This window comes from Undibacterium pigrum (genome assembly GCF_003201815.1).
Classification (GTDB): Bacteria; Pseudomonadota; Gammaproteobacteria; order Burkholderiales; family Burkholderiaceae_D; genus Undibacterium; species Undibacterium pigrum.
In genome coordinates this window covers 184676-202489 of sequence record NZ_QJKB01000002.1, presented here as the reverse complement: position 1 = coordinate 202489, position 17814 = coordinate 184676, and the positions used below count along the sequence as shown (strand labels likewise).

Below are 17814 nucleotides of genomic sequence, written 5' to 3'. Positions count from 1 at the left end.
CGCGAGGCAAATCGCTTCAACGTCGCTCGGACGGTTCCGGGCGCCCGTTCTTGCAGTCTTATGGATTGCAAGGGCTACGTACAATTCAGATCATGACAAATACATCTACTCCGCCGGGCCGGGGTTCTGCTGTTGAAGGCACGCCTGCGCCTGCAACAAAGTTCTCTTTCGCTCGTATCAACCGTCTCCCCCCTTACGTATTCAATATCACTGCCGAGCTGAAGATGGCTGCACGCCGTCGTGGCGAAGACATCATTGATATGTCCATGGGTAATCCCGATGGCGCGACACCTGCACACATCGTAGAAAAACTGGTCGAAGTGGCACAACGCCCTGACACCCACGGTTATTCTGCCTCCAAGGGCATACCCCGTTTGCGCCGTGCAATTGCGCACTGGTATAAGAGCCGTTACGAAGTCGATATCAATCCTGACAGCGAAGCCATCGTCACCATAGGTTCGAAAGAAGGCCTGGCTCACTTGATGCTGGCGACATTGGACAAGGGCGACACGGTACTGGTGCCCAACCCCAGCTACCCCATCCATATCTATGGTGCAGTGATCGCCGGTGCCGATATACGCTCCATACGCATGAGCCCGGGCGTGGATTTTTTTGCGGAACTCGAAAGAGCTATACGCGAAACGTATCCCAAGCCAAAGATGATGATCTTTGGCTTTCCATCGAATCCCACCGCGCAATGTGTGGAGCTGGAATTTTTCGAGCGCGTGGTCAAGCTGGCCAAAGAACACAATATCCTGGTAGTGCATGACCTGGCATATGCCGATATCACCTACGACGGCTGGAAGGCACCATCCATCATGCAGGTGCCAGGGGCACGCGATGTGGCCGTCGAGTTTTTCACGATGTCCAAGAGTTACAACATGGCGGGCTGGCGCATAGGCTTCATGGTCGGTAACAAGGAACTGGTGGCAGCACTCGCCCGTATCAAGAGTTACCATGACTATGGCAGTTTCACACCGGTACAGGTAGCTGCGATTGCTGCGCTGGAAGGTGACCAGACTTGCGTCAATGAGATACGTGACCAATACCAGCGCCGTCGCGATGTACTGGTCAAAGGCTTGCATGAACTGGGCTGGATGGTGGAAAAACCAAAAGCATCAATGTATATCTGGGCACATATCCCTGAGCACTACCGCCATCTGGGTTCGCTGGAATTTTCCAAACAGGTACTGGAAAAAGCCAAACTATGCGTTTCACCCGGCATAGGCTTTGGTGAATATGGCGATGAATATGTGCGCTTTGCCTTGATTGAAAATGAGTCGCGCATACGCCAGGCTTTGCGTGGTTTGAAAACCATGTTCAAGGATGATGGGGTGACAAAATAAGCACGATCATTATTGCTGTCTTGCGTGACTTGCTGTCACCCTGGGGAGAATTGCGCCCGCAAGCGACAAGTGAATGGCAGGGTGAAGTAGCCCTGCCTGCTGCCCTTGCCAGCTTCTATGAAGAGATAGGCCCGTGGGGTGAGGTGCATGAAAAACATGGGCCTATGGGTTTAAGCATAGCTGCGGGTGGTAACCCCGTTGACATTCCCACATTGAAGCATTTATGGTCGCGCCAGGCTTGCTATCGCTGGCATGGCAATACTGGTGAGCGCCTGCCTGAGTGGCAGGACCACTGGCTGGTGATAGCGACGGAAGGCAGCAATCCCTTCATGCTCGATACCATATCAGGACAAGTCTATTTTGCGCTGGCTGGCGGCAAGCCTGATTTCCAGTTATTCGCACCAGACTTGCTGACAGCCTTTGCCGCCATCGCCTGCGTCGCGAATACCATGCACGAACTGGATGAGCAGGCTTTTGATGAGACTTATGAATTGACAGCCGCCGCACGTGCGCGGGTTGTTGATGATCTGGATAAATTACTGGCTGGCAGTGCAGATGCCAGTCAAATGCTGGCGGCCTGGCGCTGGTATTGTTGATAAGGCAGATATCAGCGTATCCCCCAATACTGTTCTATCATCTGATATCCACGCGCATCATATTTTTTCAGGCCTGCTTTGTCGTAAGGATAGTAGGTACTGCCCATGAAATACATGGCCGTCAGCTCGGCAAAATACTCTCTTTCATTGGCCAGTGCATAGGCAGAGTCCAGCATCTTGCCCTGATAGGTTTCCACATTTTTATACAGGCCAGCGAGCTTTGCTGCCTGGAAGGCATCTGTCACTTCAGGATGTTTCACTGGCCAGTCGCGCAGATGCCAGGTGTGCCCTATCTCATGGCTCAAGTCTTTTCGCACGACCACTTCATCCACTGCAACGAAGTTTGTTGCACTGTAAATGATGACGGCATTTTTCCAGACAGGATCATACAGTGGGTAGGTAACAGGATTGAATTGCAAAATCGCACGCATCCCGCCTTTTTGCCCACCCTTGGGTGAATTTGGTCCCCATAGCAGGTAAAAATTAAGCCCTTTGACATGGGCATGTGATGCAGCAGGTAATTTCTCCAGGATACTGGCCAGAGCCTGCTGTAATCTGCTGCTGGCTTTGGCTGTCAGCTTGGGGTCGGCAATTGCCATATCCTGCTCTACCAATATTTTCCAGTCTCCCGGTATGCTTTGATACACACGTGGCGGCGACCTGTAGTTTGCCAGGCCCGAGCTAGCAGAGTCATGCCCCTGAAATTTTTGCACCTGCCCTGCGCATTTTGCGCCGTCGTCGGTATAAATGGTTTTGCCATTTACGTCCTTGCAGCTAAGGATATCGCCAGCAAGAACAGAAGCAGGGAATATAGACAATGCCAATAAAGTGAATATTCGCTTGCTTCTTGCAGACGAAAAAGGCCTGGGTTTGTACATGCTAAAACAAATTGAAATTGCGGTGCGCCAATATACAGCAACAGAACCCTGTCATTAAATTGTGTTGTTCGCTTCAAACCCGCTATCCAGTCACTATCCACTATTCTGCCAGTTTGCGCATCTCAACATACAAATCTGCCTTGCCTTCAAAACCTATGCCTGGCAATTCTGGCAGAAGGATGTGGCCGTTGACCACCTTGACACCATCCGGAAATCCACCATAGGGCTGGAACAGGTCGGGATAAGATTCATTGCCGCCGAGGCCAAGGCCAGCGGCGATATTCAGCGACATCTGATGGCCGCCATGAGGGATGCAACGTTTGGCTGACCAGCCATGTTCACGCAGCATGTCCAGCGTACGCAGGTATTCGACGAGGCCATAGCTGAGGGCGCAATCGAACTGCAACCAGTCGCGGTCTGCGCGCATGCCGCCGTAACGTATCAGATTGCGGGCATCCTGCATGGAGAACAGGTCTTCACCTGTTGCCATGGGATTGGGGTAGTAATTGCGCAATGTTGCCTGTAGTTCAAAGTCCAGCGGGTCACCCGGTTCTTCATACCAGAACAAGTCGTATTGCGAGAGTGCCTTGGCATATTTAATGGCAGTGTCGAGATCAAAGCGGCCATTCGCATCCACCGCCAGCTTCTGGCCATCGCCTAGCACACTGAGAATGGAGTCAATGCGGCGCAAGTCTTCATCCAGTGAGGCACCACCTATCTTTTTCTTGACCACGGTATAGCCACGGTCAATATAGCTGCGCATTTCATCCTTGAGTTTGTCGTGGTTCTGGCCGGGGTAATAATAGCCACCTGCTGCGTAGACAAAGATATTGCGGTCTGGCGTGCCATTGCCATAACGTTCTGCCAGCAAACGGAATAGCGGTTTGCCCTCTATCTTGGCGACTGCATCCCAGACTGCCATGTCGATGGTGCCGATAGCCACTGAACGTTCACCATGACCACCGGGTTTTTCATTGGTGAACATACAATTCCAGATCTTGTGTGGATCAAGGTTATCGCCTGCATCATTGACCAGGCTTTCTGGCTCAGCTTCCAGTACACGCGGGATGAAGCGTTCGCGCATGAGCTTGCCTTGTCCATAGCGGCCATTGGAATTGAAACCGTATCCGATGACGCGCTTGCCATCTCTTACCACGTCGGTCACGACAGCCACCAGGCTCAGCGTCATCTTGCTGAAGTCGATATAGGCATTGCGTATGGGTGAGCTGATCGGAACGGTTTGTTCGCGGATTTCTACGATTTTCATTTGGCTTTGTCCTGACAGTTGTAAAAAGGAATTTGCATGGTCAAAGCTTACTCTTCATTTCAAGAGATATAATTCACTCACATTTAAACCATTATTTACTTCAAGTGAATATCGATATCGCCCCTGAGCTGACTTTTTTCGTGCTACTGGCCAAGCTGGGCAGTTTGTCGGCGACAGCACGCGAATTGGGTATCACCCCGCCTGCGGTGACCAAACGCCTGATGCTGATGGAGCAGCGCCTGGGCGTGCGCCTGGTTAACCGTACTACCCGCCGCCTCAGCCTGACCAGCGAGGGCGAGTCTTATCTGGCGCAAGCTACGCAGATTTTGGGCAGTATCCGCGACATGGAAGAATCTGTATCCAGCAGCCGCGGCACACCCAAGGGCTTGTTACGGATTAACGCCACACCAGGCTTTGGCCGCACCCACATTGCACCGCTGGTGTCACGCTTTGCCCATCTGCATGAAGAAGTCGAAGTGCAATTGCAACTGACTGACCGCCCCATAGGCCTGGTAGAAGAAGCCTATGACCTGGCGATACGCTTTGGTGAGTTGCCCGATTCACGCCTGGGTGCCCGCAAGCTCATGAGCAACCGGCGCTTTTTATGCGCCTCACCCACCTATCTGAAACAGGCCGGGCACCCACAGACACCGGCTGAGCTGCATCATCACCGCTGCATCCTGCACCGGCAAAATGATGATGTATATGGCACCTGGCGTCTGGAAAAAGGGCGCAAGGAAGAGCTGGTCAAGGTGCGCGGGGCAGTGTCGAGCAATGATGGCGATGTGGTGCTGAACTGGGCACTCGATGGCCACGGCATACTGGTGCGCTCTGAATGGGATTTGAATAAATACCTGGAGAGCGGCAGGCTGCAGATAGTCCTGCCCGCCTATACCTTGCCAGCGGCTGACCTGTATGTGTATTACCTGAGCCGCCGCCAGCAACCTGCCAAGGTCAGGGCATTTATTGATTTTTTGGTGGAAGAGTTCAAATGAGAATCCGGCTGTAGCCGGATTTCATCAATGATCAGCTTTCCAGGTTTTCATGATGCGCAATCAAACCATGTTTCCAGTAAGCCGCTACCCGCATGGCAGTACCAGCATGGCCTTTTTCTTCAGCCAGTATGCGGCGTGTTGCAGCCATGGTGGCAGCTTCACCGGCGCACCAGGCATAACCATCACCCGCTGGCAAAGGCAGGGCGCGCAGGGTGTCCAAAAACTCTTGTGCGCTATCTACCCAGACTATGCTGATATCTGCCGCGCTACTTAATTCACGGCGTTCGGCTGGTGGTACTTGCAGGATGACAATGGCGCGCACTCCAGCTGGCAATTCTTCCAGGCGTCGCGATATCGCTGGCAAGGCGGTTTCATCACCGGCCAGCAAATGCCAGTCATAGTCGGTGGGGATGACTAAAGAACCACGCGGCCCGGCGACAGTGACGCTATGACCAACATCTGCCTGGCTGGCCCAGGCGGCAGCGGGGCCATCACCGTGTATGGAAAATTCCAGCACCAGTTCACCTTTGGTGGCATCGTAATGCCTGGGCGTGTAATCACGCATGACAACATTGTCGCTGTCGGCACCCAGTATCAGCTTAAGATGATCATCAAAAGAGGCACTGATAAAACCTGGCAGATCAGCACCGCTGAGAGTGATGCGGCGGAAGTGCGGGGTAGGGCTTTCAACACGGACAACTTGCAGATTACGGCGTTTGATTTCATGGCGTACGCGTTGTACGCGGCTGGTTTCAGAGGCTATACTCATTTATTCACCCATCAAATTAGTTGACAATATCTACTATAATGCGCAAAACAAATGACAATGTCAACCATTCTCAAGAAAATAATGAGGATGGGGTGCTGGACCTTATCCATACGGTCATGCATCAATACCGTTCCATGCAATACCAGGCTTTGCGCGATGGCCCGCACGACATCACCCATATGGAAGGCAAGGTATTGAGCTATTTTGGCCATTACCCTGGCTCTACCCAGAGTGACCTGGCCAAGCACAGTGGCCGCGACAAGGCGCAACTGGCCAGGCTGATCAAGGGCTTGCGTGATCAAGGCTTGCTTGATGCGGTTGCCGATGAAAGCGACAAGCGCAATGTCAGGCTGACACTGACTACCGATGGACAAAGCGTGCTAACTACATTACGCCAGCAGGCCAAACGCCTTAATACCCTGGCATTGCAGGCAATGGATAGTCAGGAACAACAGCAATTACTGCAACTCTTGCAAAGAGTTAAAGTCAATCTGGATACCGGCACGTAAACAATTTTTCGCTAAAAAATTACCAAATCATGAGTAAATACTGGAGTGAAGTTGTCCACAAGCTGAGCCCTTATACCCCTGGTGAGCAGCCAAAGATGGCCAGGCTCATCAAGCTCAATACCAATGAAAACCCTTACCCGCCTTCACCCCGTGTGCTGGCGGCGATACAGCAAGCCACCAATGCTGACCTGCGTCTCTATCCTGATCCCGGCTCAGATCATTTGCGTAGCGTCATCGCCAGTTATTATGGCTTGCAGGCAGACCAGGTTTTTGTCGGTAACAGCTCTGATGAAGTGCTGGCCCACGTGTTCCAGGCTTTGCTCAAACATCAGCAGCCTCTACTCTTCCCTGACATCAGTTACAGCTTTTATCCCGTGTATTGCGGCCTGTATGAAATCGCTCACCACAGCGTGCCACTGGATGCCGAATTTCAACTCAATGTAGAAGATTATCTGCAAGAAAATGGCGGGATTATTTTCGCCAATCCCAATGCGCCAACCGGCTGCGCCGTGCCGCTGGAAAAAATTGAATTCCTGCTGAAAAATAATCGCGACAGCGTGGTCGTCATCGATGAAGCCTATGTGGATTTTGGTGGCGAGACTGCGATTGCTTTGATAGACCGCTACCCCAATTTGCTGGTCGTGCATACGCTCTCAAAGTCTCGCTCGCTGGCGGGTTTGCGGGTAGGTTTTGCGGCAGGGCATGCAGATTTGATTGCGGGCTTGAACCGCGTCAAAAACAGTTTCAATGCTTACCCGCTGGACAGGCTGGCAGTGGCGGGCGCGATCGCTGCATTTGAAGACCAGGATTATTTTTTGCAGACTTGTCAGGCAGTGATGGCGACGCGCGAGAGACTGGCAGCAGCTATGCGGGAGCTGGATTTTGAAGTCTTGCCATCAGCGACGAATTTCATCTTCGCCCGTCATCCTCGTTTTGCGGCAGAAGAAATTGCCCTGGGTTTGCGAGAATCCGGCATTATCGTGCGCCATTTCAAGCTGCCGCGCATCAGTGAATTCTTGCGGATTTCCATAGGTACAGATGAAGAATCCGCCTCACTGATCTCTGCGCTGAAGCTATTGCTCCATCCCGCCTGACCTGAATACAGGCTCAGTACACTCTTGCTTGCAGACTGCGAATCAGCAGTTCTGCAAATGAGTATTCTCGTCATCACAAAACAGATCACACCTGCTGCACAAACTTCACTGTCACGCACATGCAATGCACAAGCTGACACGGTATATAAATTAATCTTTAAGCATGATTAAAATATATTTTTAACTTTGTGTGACATTTCTAAATGTTTTCATTTATGCTACTGCTCAGTGTAAAAGATGTCGAGGCTACGCAGTAAGCGTACCGGTTTGCCTGATGTTTTCCTTATGACACGCTGCGCTGTAAGGTGTGAACAATTCTGCTCCTTATGAATAGCACGGCTGTTGTAGCCCAGTTTCACTTACCTGGCTTGTAATCAGGCCGTGAAGCAATTCCAGCAATAAATATTTGATGTGATGGACACGATGATTAACTGCAGTTTCAGCAAATTTTCCCGACTATTATTGACGATCAGCTATTTTGTATGTTCACTTGCGTGTGCGAGAGAGCATACGGATGTGGATCAAAATATCGATGCAATAAAGTTTCAACAAGAAGTCCACGGCGTCCGTGAATTTAAACTAAAAAATGGAATGGCCTTGTTACTCATTCCTGATACCCGTCAGATTGCGGTAACAACTCACCTGATTTATCGCAGTGGCTCCAGCAAGGAAAAATATGGGCAAAAAGGTCTCGCGCACTTGCTCGAGCATCTGCTTTTAATTGAGTCGGGGGCAAATGTCAAAAAGAATTTTCAAGGACATATATCAGATTTCAGGGTTAAAGGAATTACCAATTTTGATTTTACAGATTATCAAACCTGGCCTGGTTCTGATACAAAGACGCTCAAGTTTGCCTTGCAATACAGTTCTTCGATGATGGCGAGTTTCAATGCCACGCCTGAACAACTGGAGCAAGCAAAGAGGCAAGTTATTAACGAAAGAGAAAATACGGGAGCCGGTCGCTTCAATTTCTTATTACGTGAAGCCACGTCAAATCTTTTCACCTGGCATGCCTATGGCAGAGACCCAGTTGGGATACCCAGTGATCTGCAAAATCTGACATTGAGCGATATGCAGGAATTTTGGTATCAACATTACAGACCTGAAAATGCGACACTCATCATCAGTGGAAAATATGATGAAGCCGACGTGCTCAATACGGTGTTGCAATTATTTGGCCCCATCAGCGAAGCCAGGTATGAAGAAAAGCCTATTGTTACCGTTGAGCCGCCGCAAAATGGTGAACGTGAAATTGTCTTATTGAGAAAAACCACCGCACCGTATGCAATCATTTCTTACCGGGCGGTGGATATTAATCATCCTGATGCCGCGGCCATGGACTTGCTAAGCAGAGTCCTGCTTTCCGCAGAAAGAACAAAAAATGATTTTTCTGACCTGGAAAAAATAAAGAGTACCAGAGCTAGTTATATGTTGCTTCAGCAAGCAGGCTTGTTAATGTTTGGGATAGACTTTCAGTACGGGATCAGTGAAGGCATATTCAAAACCAAATTTATTGACGTACTTGAGAATCTTCCAAAACAGCCCGTCACTGAGCAAGCGTTTTTAAAAGCAAAGAAAGCTGCTGCCAGGGATCATATGCACATCACGGAAAATTCAGACGAACTGGCTTTTAAACTCCTCACTTTTATCGCCGGAGGCAACTGGCAGCGCTACTTTACTCTGCAACAAGACATACAAAACTATGATCTGACCCAGCTTCAGAAAAAAGGGGAAGAGTGGATTACTTCTTCGAACAGACTTGCAATAACTCTCAGAGAACCTGTCAGGCGCTGATATTGAACATCATGGCAATTATTTTACGCAAATGGGTGCTCAAGAATGTTGATTCTACCGTGTGGAGCAGTTGTTGACATGTGGGCGACGGTTGCGCAGAAGATGTCGTGTGCCCGAAGCTGGTTCACGAGGCCAGCATCGTAATCTGAAATTGTCCCTTCCTCATTCAGGCCACCTGGATAACACCAGCTCTTCTATATTATTCGGGTCATTCAGTTTCTTTTTAGCCTCTGCCCAGTCGGCAGGGGCGGGTACAGTTTTTTTGGTGTGGACGGCAGTGTCTATCGCCATCTTCATGCCGAATACCAGAATGCCGCTTTGTACATCGACAGGCTGGATTTTTTTGACGATTTCGTAAATCTGGTTATCGTAATATTCATGCACGGCAGGGGACATGTCCAGCCAGCAGGTGACTTCACCATCCGAGCGTATTGCCACCACCAGATAACCCGAGCTTTCTGGCAATTTAACTTTTTTCAAAGCACGGTAAATCTGCGTTTGCAATGTCCGCGTATAACGGCCAAAGGTGTCTACATTGATGCCTTTTTTTTCCAGCTCGGCTTGCGACTGGAAAAAATAGATGGAATCAAAACGCGTTTCTGCTGCCTGCGTCAGGGTGGAAATACACAGCAATAATGTCGCCAGCAGCAGTTTCATGGTGGTCTCAATTCGTCTCTATTAGCCTTACCCGGTCTTAGCGGATTTTACTTCGGGTTTACTTATTCACGAATACGCCAGCTTCACGGTTCTTTTGTACGTCATTCCAGGGGAAGACCTTGCCATTCATGGCGACGTGCACACCTGCTGGCAAGAGTTGCGCCGCGCTGCAGGCAAAACCCAGATTGAAGAAGGCATCGGAATTAGCGATTTCGTAAGGGATCATGGCGCCAGTGAACACGATGGTCTTGCCGAGATTGGCCGCACCCAGTACTTCTGCCGTTTCACGCATGGTGTCGGTACCGTGGATGATGACAATCGCTTTTTCTGCCGATTGCTGGCAAGCCTGCAAGACGGTATTGCGGTGGCTGTCGTTCATGTCCAGTGAATCTACCAGCATGCAGACTTCCAGCTCTACCGGTATCGTCAGACGCGCACGTTTCAGCACTTCAGGCAGGTGGCTGTCAGCAAAGCTGAGCTTGCCTGCCAGTTCGTCATAATGTTTATCAAAAGTGCCGCCAGTGGCGATGATGCGCAAAGTCATGGTCTAGTCTCTGTAGATGAAGGATTTCAAAAATTTTGGATTAGACACATTGTAACGCGCATAGGGGGCCAGTGAAAACTGCTACACTAAGCTGTTGCATTTCATCGCATACAGCTTGTTGATACATCCCGGATACACTGCCAATATATGAAACCGATAGCCCCCGGAACCGTTATTTTTCACCGCCATCGTGGCTATGGCGTACTGACTGCCGTGAACCTGCTGAGTGGCTGGGTGGCAGCGCGTTTTGGCGATGAAAAACGCACCCTGGACTTGAACTTATCCACAGATGAAGTCCAGCATGCTGATGGTGAACCCATACTGTTCCGCCGTACCCCGCCAGAACGTATGCCGCATGCGCGTTTGATGGCCGTGGTCAGGGACTTGCATGCTGCCGGTTATCAAAAACTCTATCTGTATAGCTGGCCCAAGGCTTCTGGCCTGCACTGGCGCTGGCAGTTATTCACAGGCCCGCGCAACTGGATGCAAAGACCCTGGCGTGAAGGCTGGTATGGCTCAGGTGCCGATTACAATTTCAACCCTGTCATGGGCTGGGGCGATGCACCCGGCGCCAGTACGGCAGAACTGATAGAGGCCCTGGCCCGCTTCGATCCGGCTGGCCTGGCAAATGCACTGGGTCAGGATGAAGATCACACAGCCTGGTTTGCAGCGGTTTGCGATGCCTTGCTGCCAAATTATGCCTATAGCCTGGGGGCAGATACCCCTGAGCAGCCTTTGCCACTGTACCTGCCTGTGATCGCTGTACGCCAGCGCCTGCCAGACTGGCAAGGTGAGGGCCTGGCCTATCCACCCGGCTGGGAAAAAACCTGGAGCCCCGACAGCCTGCAACGCCGCCAGCAACAGCGCGCCGTGGTCAGGCATGATGTCATCCCGACTAGCTGGAGTTTGCCGCTGGAATTTTAAGTTTAAATTCAGGCAATGAGTTCAGCTTATTTTTTTGGAAAGATGGTGACAACTCAGGTCGAAACCATTATTCAGGTACAGCCTGTGTGCATCATGCCTTTGATAGCCGGTATCGAGGTGTAATTCATTGCAATTCAAGATCTTTGCCTGCAATTTTACCCAGTCCATTAACGCTGATCCCAGACCGGCATTTTTCTTTTGCGGGTGGGTGATCAAGTCATCAAGGTAAAGAATCTTGCCCCAGGCCAGATAATGCTGGACGCGATAACCGGCAGCAGCTACTACCTCGCCATCCACATGAATACAGGCGATGGTATAGCCTTCAGCCATCTGGGTTTGTACCCGGCTGACGAATTCTTCTTCATCCAGGTGTGGCCGCAGGTAGCTGAATACGGCGTAGCACTGACGTATGTTTTCTACATGGGCAGTATCAACTATGCTCACTTCGTATTTTATGTCCATGCCATTCCATCCTTATTTCATGAGCCCAGCGATTCCCACAGATTATCCCAGTCATTCGGCTGGAAACTGCCTTCGCGCTTCAAGACCAGCTGGCCTTTAGGATTAATCACAAAATGCGTGGGCTGGCTGACAATAGTACCGAAATTGTCCTTATAACCCGGCGTATTGCGCCAGATAATGGGAAAACGTTGCTCTACAGGCACAGCCAGATTGATCAGTTGCACATAAGAATCAAAATCTTTCTTGTCTGCATCAATATTAATCGCCAGCAAGACAAAATTGCGCTTCATATTGCGATCATAAAAATCACGCATGAGCTTCAAGTCACGCGCACAGAGATTGCAACCCGCCGTAAAAAAGCTGACCAGCAGGGTCTTGCCTGCGTAATCGCTGAGCGCAATTTTCTTGCCATTCAGCTCAGCCCCCTGAAAACTCATCTGCTGATTATCTTTATTTGCCTGTGCCGATGCGGAAAAACTGGCCGCTGCCAGCATCGCTGCTGTAATGACACTGAGTAATTTTTTCTTGTTCACGATGAGAACTTTCTATGAATATGTTTACTTATGCATGAATAATACGACAGATATAAATTAGTCGGGGGCACTATCAAAAGCTTACGGAATTTTATGTTGAACTGCCGAACCTGTCTCTAAAAAACCCGGGCGTGGTGCCCAGGTGTTTGATAAAACTGCGGTGCAGGGTATCGAGACTGTTATAGCCGGACCGGTCAGCGATACGGGCCAGTGGCCAATCTGTAGTGAGCAGCAAGTTCTTGGCAAATTCCAGGCGGGCAGTGTCGACGAAACGTCCTGCGGTGGTGCCTGTTTCCTGTTGAAAAACACGCGAAAAAGTGCGTTCGCTCATGTGTACACGCGCTGCCAGCGTGGCGCTACGCAAGTCACCAACCGGGTTGGCCAGTATGTCGCTGAGTAATTGTTGCAAGCGTGGCGCAGCAAGGGATTGATTTTGCAGGGTAGTGCTGTATTGCGATTGCCCGCCAGCACGGCGCATGTACAGCACGAGTTCACGTGCTACCGCCAGGCTTGAGGCCGGGCCAACATCAGTTTCCACAAGTGACAGGCACAGGTCTATGCCGGCAGTGACTCCTGCCGAGGTATAGATGGGGCCATCGGCGGTGAAGATTGCATCAGCATCGAGCTTCACATCAGGAAAGAGCTTTTGCAATAGCGCACAACTATTCCAGTGAGTAGTAGCGCGACGGCCATTGAGCAGACCGGCAGCAGCCAGTACCAGCGCACCTATGCAGACGCTGGCAATACGGCGGGTATCTTTACTGCGCGCTTGCAACCAGGGCAGCAGGATATTCTCTCCCGCAGCTTCGCGCATTGCAGCCTCACTACCACCGGTGACGATGATGGTATCAATCTCTGTGGGCAAATCCCTGAGTGCGCATACCCCATGTATTTCCAGCCCGGCGTGGGTGGTGATACTGCAACCATGCGGGCTGGCGACTATCAGGCGATAGGTGGGCATGCCTGACTGCTTGTGCTGGTTGGCCACGGCAAACACCTCCATGGGGCCAGACAGGTCCAGGCTTTGCACACCATTCAGGGTGACAAAGACAATGATAAGTGATTTTGTATCCATGGCAGAATCTGCGACAAGATTGGCACTGCGGCCAAGATGTTGATGATTATAGTGTGCCTGTGGATAAACCCCCGGTGTACTGATGAAAACAAAAATCCTGCTCTTCCTGTTCCTGGCCTTGAGCCTTTCCATGGCCAAAGCAGGTAGCTTGCCCATGCCTTTACCTGACTATCAACCACGTTTTGGCCGTGCACAGCCCGTCGTTGCCGTGGTCGCAGATAATGAGATGACCGAGCTCACCGACTTTGTCGTGCCCTATGCTGTGCTCAAGGCTAGCGGTACAGCGCAAGTCTTGTCGGTAGCAACGGGTAGCGGCGTGGTCCATCTCTACCCTGCACTCAAAATGCAGGCAGAAACGACAATGACAGAATTTGACCAGACTTATCCACAAGGTGCTGATTATGTCATCGTCCCGGCCCTGCACAATGTTCAGGCAGCGGTACTGCAAAACTGGGTCAGGGCCCAGGCTGCCAGGGGCGCTGTCATCGTTGGTATCTGCGACGGTGTTTGGGTATTGGCGCATGCCGGTTTGCTGGAACAGCGCCGCGCTGTGGGTTTCTGGTATTCCATGGATAGTTTGCAAAAGCAATTCCCAAACACGACCTGGGTGCGCAACCAGCGCTACATGGCCGATGGCAAGATCATCACCACAACCGGGGTAACGGCATCCCTGCCAGTATCACTGGCCCTGGTCGCTTCTATCGCTGGTCATGAACGAGCCACTGCGCTGGCCAGTGAGCTGGGGATAAATGATTACTTATCCACACACGACAGCCAGCAATTCAACATGAGCCTCGCCCATGTCACGACCATTGCAGGCAACTGGCTGCGTTTCTGGTCGCATGAAGAAATCGCCCTGCCACTGAGCACAGGCGTGAACGATATCGCCCTGGCCCTGTACGCCGATGCCTGGTCGCGCACCTATCGTTCGCAAGTAAAAACCTTTGCGAGCAGCATGCAGGCAGTACAGAGCCGCTATGGCCTGCAACTGCTGCCCGACGCGGTTGCAGATGCTCCAGTTTTAGAAAAACTGAAAAAAGAGCACCACTGGCTTACCGACATCGCCCCGGCACTAGCCATGGATAAGGCCTTGCAGGAAATAGGCAAGGCGTATGGGCAAGCGACCAGGGCATTGGTCAGTACGTTTATGGAATACCCGCAATAGAGGGGCCAGGAACCAAGTGATTAGATTTTGGTCAAGTAGTACTATGCTCATGCGAAAGGGTATCCATGGCTACTTACAAACTCAAATTACTGCTTACACTGCTGACGGCTATTAGCTTGACTGGCCATGCCACCACAGTTTTCCCGGGTGTTGAATGGGACAGCGTTGCCACGACCAGTGCGACATGCAAACAAGGCCAGACCGAGCTTGATGACTACGTGCAAAAGCAGGCCACCACTGCCTTGCTCGCCATCAAGGATGGTCGCATCCTGTACAGCTATGGTCGTACCGACGTACCAGGCATCATAGAGTCACAGCGCAAAAGCATCCTGTCCATGCTGTATGGCAAATACGTCGCCAATGACACCATCAATCTGGACCAGACCCTGGAGGCCGCAAAGATTGACGATGTTGGCGGCCTCTTATCCACAGAAAAACAGGCCAGACTGCGCGACTTGCTGACGGCACGCTCAGGTGTTTTCCATGCTGCCGCCAATAGCGGCGATGATCTGGCAAATGCCCCTGCACGCGGCTCACACGCCCCCGGCAGCTACTTTTTATATAACAACTGGGACTTCAATGCAGCAGGCACCGTATTGGAAAATGCTACCCAAAAAAGTATCTATCAATTGTTTGATGAAGACATCGCCCAAAGCCTGCAATTGCAGGACTATAAACTCAGCGCACAAAAGAAATTTGGTGACAGCAGCAAATCCATCCATCTGCCTTATCATTTTCTTTTATCCACCAGGGACATGACACGCATAGGCCTGCTGGCCCTGCACGAAGGCAACTGGAATGGCAAACAGTTGATACCAGCAGACTGGATGCGCCTGAGCACCAGCATCTATACGCCATCATCCGAGATGCATCCAGCCAGCACAGCAGCACGTCGTGTTGCGTATGGCTATATGTGGTGGGTACTCGAAGAACCCGTAGATTCACCGCTGCAAGGCGCTTACATGGCCTGGGGTTTGCATGGGCAATACTTGCTGGTTATCCCCAGACTGGATATGGTAATTTCCCACCAGCGCCGCGTTCCTGTGCAGGGAAAATGGGATGTAAAAACTGTGGATAAGAATGTTTTTATCCACATGGCGAAATTGCTGGTGCAGAATTGTTCGTGAAATGAATTTAAAACTTGAAACTTGCACGCTCGATGATGCCGCGCAGTTGGCTGAACTGCGCGTCTTCGCCATGCGCCCCAGTCTTGAACGCATAGGCCGCTTTGATGCAGAGAGAGCAAGACAGCGTTTGCTGCAAAATTTTGCAACCGAATATACCAGGCTCATCAAACTGGATGGCTTGCTCGCCGGGTTTGTAGTACTGCGTCCGCAGGACAATGATCTCTTGCTAGACCATTTTTACCTGCATCCAGATTTTCAGCAACACGGTCTCGGTAGTGCAGTCATGAAGCTCATATTGACAGAGGCCGACGAACTCGGAAAAGTCATCCATGTTGGTGCCTTGCGTGACAGTGATGCCAACCGTTTTTATCTTCGACATGGCTTTGTTTTGCGCGAAGTAGCCGAGTTTGATAATTACTATCTGTGTTATCCACAGGCCGATACAAGGTACGAATAGCTTTGCGTATTCGCACGCATGATTCTTAAAGAAGAGCATAGACCATATTTGGACTATAATTGGACTTCCTGTCCGTTATTCATCTGGAGCGATCATGAAGCTTTCCGAACAAATCAAACCCATTTCCTACTTGAAAGCAAATGCCGCCGAGATCGCCAGGGATTTTAGTGAGAACCATGGTGATCCTCTGATCATCACCCAGAACGGGGAAGCGAAAATGGTTGTCATGGACATCGACAGCTATCAGAAACAGCAGGAAACCATGGCTTTGCTAAAAATCCTCGCGCTTGGCAATAAACAAATTGAAGAAGCTAAATTTCAAGACGCTGACGACTTTTTTGCCGAGATGGAGAAGGAAAATCAGCAATGAGTCACAAAGTCAAAGTCCTTGCTTATGCAAAAGACGACTATCGTGAAATACGCAGTTATGTGAAGAGAAAATTCGGCGATAAAGTATGGATGACTGTTGAGGCAGAATTCAAAAAAATGTTCCAGCAAATCGCTGATATGCCAGTTGCCGGCTTTGTCCCTGAAGAAATTGAAGCGCTTGGCCTTGTCCATTATCGGCAGCGCCTGGTAGGACAAACCAGAGTCATCTACCAGATCAAGGGCGAGGAAATTTTCGTTCACATGTTTGTGGATACGAACAGGGATTTTGCCAGCGTTCTTTACGACAGATTGATGAGAAAATAAATGACAAGTGGTATTTCCAGGCTGGACATGCGTGCGATTACGTTACAATCTAATCGCACCTACACGCGCTAAACAGTTGTTACCAAAAACTTCCAAACTGAGTCTAGCAAGTTTTGGTGCGTGATTGTTTCGCGCGTTTGATCGTCACGTTCACGAATTAGGATAAATTCGTCTATTGACGGCGACAATATCTCAATAGCCCTATTTTCGTAGTTGCTAATTTCAATGTAGCCGTTGCTAACTCCACTGAGCATGCCAATCTCGCTTACGAGATTGGAGAATCTGACAAGGACCGTTTCTTCCCCTGTTCCAGATTGTGTTTTAGGATTGTCGCAACGAAGACGTATGATTGGCGATTGTGATCTGTGCCAATCTTCTGAGGGAGTAATATAGCGACGCACCAGAAAAAAATCTTCTATGCTTTCAGTAGCCGTGAATTCACATTGATACGATGGGATACACAATAGCAAATTATCTCGTTTTTCATCTAGCCTGCCCTTAAAATGACGATGATAACTTGGCCCTGCCAAAACTACGTTTGTAAAGCCATAGCCGTTCTCAGGCAATATGGTGAGTTGAAGCGTATCTGCATAATTGATGCTGCTCAAGCTGGAAAATACTATCGAAGCAAAGACGTCGTCTTCAATGTTTTCCGAGACAAGCAATAAGTCTGGCCCACTGTCATTTATTGCCCCAAATTTTATATAGTTAAAGTAGGTTTTTTGAGGAAGTTCATCCAGGCATTTGAATACACCTTGGCCTAACTCGCATACTCCCGAAAAATTTGTCGCAAGGTCTTCTTTGGTTAACATCGTTTGTCTTTTCTTCGGAATTTATATTTGGCTTGGTTGGTAAGATTAGTTTTGCACCGATTATACTGAGTCCTTCGCATCTAAGAAGTTTGCGTTCGAGCAAACGCTTCTCTGAGG

At 50.2% G+C, this 17814-nt stretch carries 21 protein-coding genes; 12 read left to right on the top strand and 9 right to left on the bottom strand.

All coding sequences use genetic code 11. The features are described 5' to 3' along the window. The first annotated feature begins 92 nt into the window (after positions 1-92). Together alaC and DFR42_RS07950 are read left to right on the top strand one after the other, a co-directional pair. Positions 93-1346, top strand: coding sequence for an alanine transaminase (alaC, locus tag DFR42_RS07955; protein WP_245936880.1), 1254 nt, complete (start codon positions 93-95; stop codon positions 1344-1346). Positions 1347-1366: 20 nt separating this feature from the next. Continuing rightward, positions 1367-1942 carry a hypothetical protein gene (locus DFR42_RS07950; protein WP_110254454.1) on the top strand — a complete coding sequence of 192 codons (576 nt, stop codon included), beginning with the start codon at positions 1367-1369 and terminating at the stop codon, positions 1940-1942. Positions 1943-1953: 11 nt separating this feature from the next. Here the strand turns inward: DFR42_RS07950 and DFR42_RS07945 are convergent, their stop codons facing one another. Both DFR42_RS07945 and DFR42_RS07940 read right to left on the bottom strand, forming a co-directional pair. Then, positions 1954-2766, bottom strand: a complete 813-nt coding sequence (locus tag DFR42_RS07945; protein ID WP_146218804.1) for a hypothetical protein — start codon at positions 2764-2766, stop codon at positions 1954-1956. 154 nt (positions 2767-2920) lie between these two features. Continuing rightward, positions 2921-4087 (bottom strand): mandelate racemase/muconate lactonizing enzyme family protein, encoded by a 1167-nt coding sequence (locus DFR42_RS07940; RefSeq protein WP_110254452.1) that lies wholly within the window; start codon positions 4085-4087, stop codon positions 2921-2923. Between the two features lie 104 nt (positions 4088-4191). Between DFR42_RS07940 and DFR42_RS07935 the strand changes: the two genes are divergently transcribed. Next, positions 4192-5082 (top strand): LysR family transcriptional regulator, encoded by an 891-nt coding sequence (locus tag DFR42_RS07935; protein ID WP_110254451.1) that lies wholly within the window; start codon positions 4192-4194, stop codon positions 5080-5082. A 31-nt stretch (positions 5083-5113) separates the two neighbouring features. Here the strand turns inward: DFR42_RS07935 and DFR42_RS07930 are convergent, their stop codons facing one another. Continuing rightward, positions 5114-5851: a siderophore-interacting protein gene (locus DFR42_RS07930; protein WP_110254450.1), complete on the bottom strand. Its 738-nt coding sequence runs from the start codon at positions 5849-5851 to the stop codon at positions 5114-5116. Between the two features lie 38 nt (positions 5852-5889). Between DFR42_RS07930 and DFR42_RS07925 the strand changes: the two genes are divergently transcribed. The 3 genes from DFR42_RS07925 (at position 5890) to DFR42_RS07915 (ending at position 9248) form a co-directional block, all read left to right on the top strand. Next, a complete protein-coding gene (locus DFR42_RS07925; RefSeq protein WP_110254449.1) occupies positions 5890-6360 on the top strand; it encodes a MarR family winged helix-turn-helix transcriptional regulator in 471 nt (156 codons plus the stop codon). A gap of 29 nt (positions 6361-6389) precedes the next feature. After that, positions 6390-7454, top strand: a complete 1065-nt coding sequence (gene hisC / locus DFR42_RS07920) for a histidinol-phosphate transaminase (protein WP_110254448.1) — start codon at positions 6390-6392, stop codon at positions 7452-7454. A 516-nt stretch (positions 7455-7970) separates the two neighbouring features. Then, positions 7971-9248 (top strand): M16 family metallopeptidase, encoded by a 1278-nt coding sequence (locus DFR42_RS07915; RefSeq protein ID WP_170133442.1) that lies wholly within the window; start codon positions 7971-7973, stop codon positions 9246-9248. A 162-nt stretch (positions 9249-9410) separates the two neighbouring features. Here DFR42_RS07915 and DFR42_RS07910 read toward each other — a convergent pair whose 3' ends face one another. Together DFR42_RS07910 and DFR42_RS07905 are read right to left on the bottom strand one after the other, a co-directional pair. Then, positions 9411-9905, bottom strand: a complete 495-nt coding sequence (locus DFR42_RS07910) for a hypothetical protein (RefSeq protein ID WP_110254446.1) — start codon at positions 9903-9905, stop codon at positions 9411-9413. A gap of 58 nt (positions 9906-9963) precedes the next feature. Beyond that, positions 9964-10449 carry an asparaginase domain-containing protein gene (locus DFR42_RS07905; RefSeq protein ID WP_110254445.1) on the bottom strand — a complete coding sequence of 162 codons (486 nt, stop codon included), beginning with the start codon at positions 10447-10449 and terminating at the stop codon, positions 9964-9966. Positions 10450-10596: 147 nt separating this feature from the next. Between DFR42_RS07905 and DFR42_RS07900 the strand changes: the two genes are divergently transcribed. Beyond that, entirely contained in the window at positions 10597-11373 is a 777-nt protein-coding gene (locus DFR42_RS07900; protein WP_245936879.1) for an L-asparaginase, read from the top strand. Positions 11374-11394: 21 nt separating this feature from the next. Here the strand turns inward: DFR42_RS07900 and DFR42_RS07895 are convergent, their stop codons facing one another. The 3 genes from DFR42_RS07895 to DFR42_RS07885 form a co-directional block, all read right to left on the bottom strand. Then, entirely contained in the window at positions 11395-11835 is a 441-nt protein-coding gene (locus tag DFR42_RS07895) for a GNAT family N-acetyltransferase (RefSeq protein WP_110254444.1), read from the bottom strand. Positions 11836-11852: 17 nt separating this feature from the next. After that, positions 11853-12368, bottom strand: a complete 516-nt coding sequence (locus tag DFR42_RS07890) for a peroxiredoxin family protein (protein ID WP_110254443.1) — start codon at positions 12366-12368, stop codon at positions 11853-11855. Positions 12369-12459: 91 nt separating this feature from the next. Next, the gene (locus DFR42_RS07885; protein WP_110254972.1) at positions 12460-13443 is read right to left on the bottom strand and encodes a GlxA family transcriptional regulator; all 984 of its coding nucleotides are present in this window, start codon (positions 13441-13443) and stop codon (positions 12460-12462) included. Between the two features lie 82 nt (positions 13444-13525). Between DFR42_RS07885 and DFR42_RS07880 the strand changes: the two genes are divergently transcribed. From DFR42_RS07880 to DFR42_RS07860, 5 genes are all read left to right on the top strand, one after another. Then, on the top strand, positions 13526-14608 hold the full coding sequence (locus tag DFR42_RS07880; RefSeq protein WP_110254442.1) for a DJ-1/PfpI family protein: 1083 nt from the start codon (positions 13526-13528) through the stop codon (positions 14606-14608). Between the two features lie 65 nt (positions 14609-14673). Next, positions 14674-15735 carry a serine hydrolase domain-containing protein gene (locus DFR42_RS07875; RefSeq protein ID WP_110254441.1) on the top strand — a complete coding sequence of 354 codons (1062 nt, stop codon included), beginning with the start codon at positions 14674-14676 and terminating at the stop codon, positions 15733-15735. A 1-nt stretch (position 15736) separates the two neighbouring features. Beyond that, positions 15737-16192 (top strand): GNAT family N-acetyltransferase, encoded by a 456-nt coding sequence (locus DFR42_RS07870; protein ID WP_110254440.1) that lies wholly within the window; start codon positions 15737-15739, stop codon positions 16190-16192. A gap of 94 nt (positions 16193-16286) precedes the next feature. Next, entirely contained in the window at positions 16287-16562 is a 276-nt protein-coding gene (locus DFR42_RS07865) for a type II toxin-antitoxin system Phd/YefM family antitoxin (protein WP_110254439.1), read from the top strand. Further along, positions 16559-16885, top strand: a complete 327-nt coding sequence (locus DFR42_RS07860; RefSeq protein ID WP_110254438.1) for a type II toxin-antitoxin system RelE/ParE family toxin — start codon at positions 16559-16561, stop codon at positions 16883-16885. The genes DFR42_RS07865 and DFR42_RS07860 overlap by 4 nt, the downstream gene beginning before the upstream one ends. Positions 16886-16953: 68 nt before the next feature. Here DFR42_RS07860 and DFR42_RS07855 read toward each other — a convergent pair whose 3' ends face one another. Next, complete coding sequence (locus tag DFR42_RS07855; RefSeq protein WP_110254437.1) at positions 16954-17697, bottom strand: hypothetical protein; 744 nt, start codon at positions 17695-17697, stop codon at positions 16954-16956. Positions 17698-17814: the final 117 nt, after the last annotated feature.

What these genes read in the sequence shown, in the direction of transcription:
- alaC (WP_245936880.1), top strand. Translation starts at nt 93, where the DNA reads ATGACAAATACATCTACTCCGCCGGGCCGGGGTTCTGCTGTTGAAGGC.
- DFR42_RS07940 (WP_110254452.1), bottom strand. Translation starts at nt 4,087, where the DNA reads ATGAAAATCGTAGAAATCCGCGAACAAACCGTTCCGATCAGCTCACCC.
- DFR42_RS07930 (WP_110254450.1), bottom strand. Translation starts at nt 5,851, where the DNA reads ATGAGTATAGCCTCTGAAACCAGCCGCGTACAACGCGTACGCCATGAA.
- DFR42_RS07925 (WP_110254449.1), top strand. Translation starts at nt 5,890, where the DNA reads ATGCGCAAAACAAATGACAATGTCAACCATTCTCAAGAAAATAATGAG.
- hisC (WP_110254448.1), top strand. Translation starts at nt 6,390, where the DNA reads ATGAGTAAATACTGGAGTGAAGTTGTCCACAAGCTGAGCCCTTATACC.
- DFR42_RS07910 (WP_110254446.1), bottom strand. Translation starts at nt 9,905, where the DNA reads ATGAAACTGCTGCTGGCGACATTATTGCTGTGTATTTCCACCCTGACG.
- DFR42_RS07905 (WP_110254445.1), bottom strand. Translation starts at nt 10,449, where the DNA reads ATGACTTTGCGCATCATCGCCACTGGCGGCACTTTTGATAAACATTAT.
- DFR42_RS07900 (WP_245936879.1), top strand. Translation starts at nt 10,597, where the DNA reads ATGAAACCGATAGCCCCCGGAACCGTTATTTTTCACCGCCATCGTGGC.
- DFR42_RS07895 (WP_110254444.1), bottom strand. Translation starts at nt 11,835, where the DNA reads ATGGACATAAAATACGAAGTGAGCATAGTTGATACTGCCCATGTAGAA.
- DFR42_RS07885 (WP_110254972.1), bottom strand. Translation starts at nt 13,443, where the DNA reads ATGGATACAAAATCACTTATCATTGTCTTTGTCACCCTGAATGGTGTG.
- DFR42_RS07880 (WP_110254442.1), top strand. Translation starts at nt 13,526, where the DNA reads ATGAAAACAAAAATCCTGCTCTTCCTGTTCCTGGCCTTGAGCCTTTCC.
- DFR42_RS07875 (WP_110254441.1), top strand. Translation starts at nt 14,674, where the DNA reads ATGGCTACTTACAAACTCAAATTACTGCTTACACTGCTGACGGCTATT.
- DFR42_RS07870 (WP_110254440.1), top strand. Translation starts at nt 15,737, where the DNA reads ATGAATTTAAAACTTGAAACTTGCACGCTCGATGATGCCGCGCAGTTG.
- DFR42_RS07865 (WP_110254439.1), top strand. Translation starts at nt 16,287, where the DNA reads ATGAAGCTTTCCGAACAAATCAAACCCATTTCCTACTTGAAAGCAAAT.
- DFR42_RS07860 (WP_110254438.1), top strand. Translation starts at nt 16,559, where the DNA reads ATGAGTCACAAAGTCAAAGTCCTTGCTTATGCAAAAGACGACTATCGT.
- DFR42_RS07855 (WP_110254437.1), bottom strand. Translation starts at nt 17,697, where the DNA reads ATGTTAACCAAAGAAGACCTTGCGACAAATTTTTCGGGAGTATGCGAG.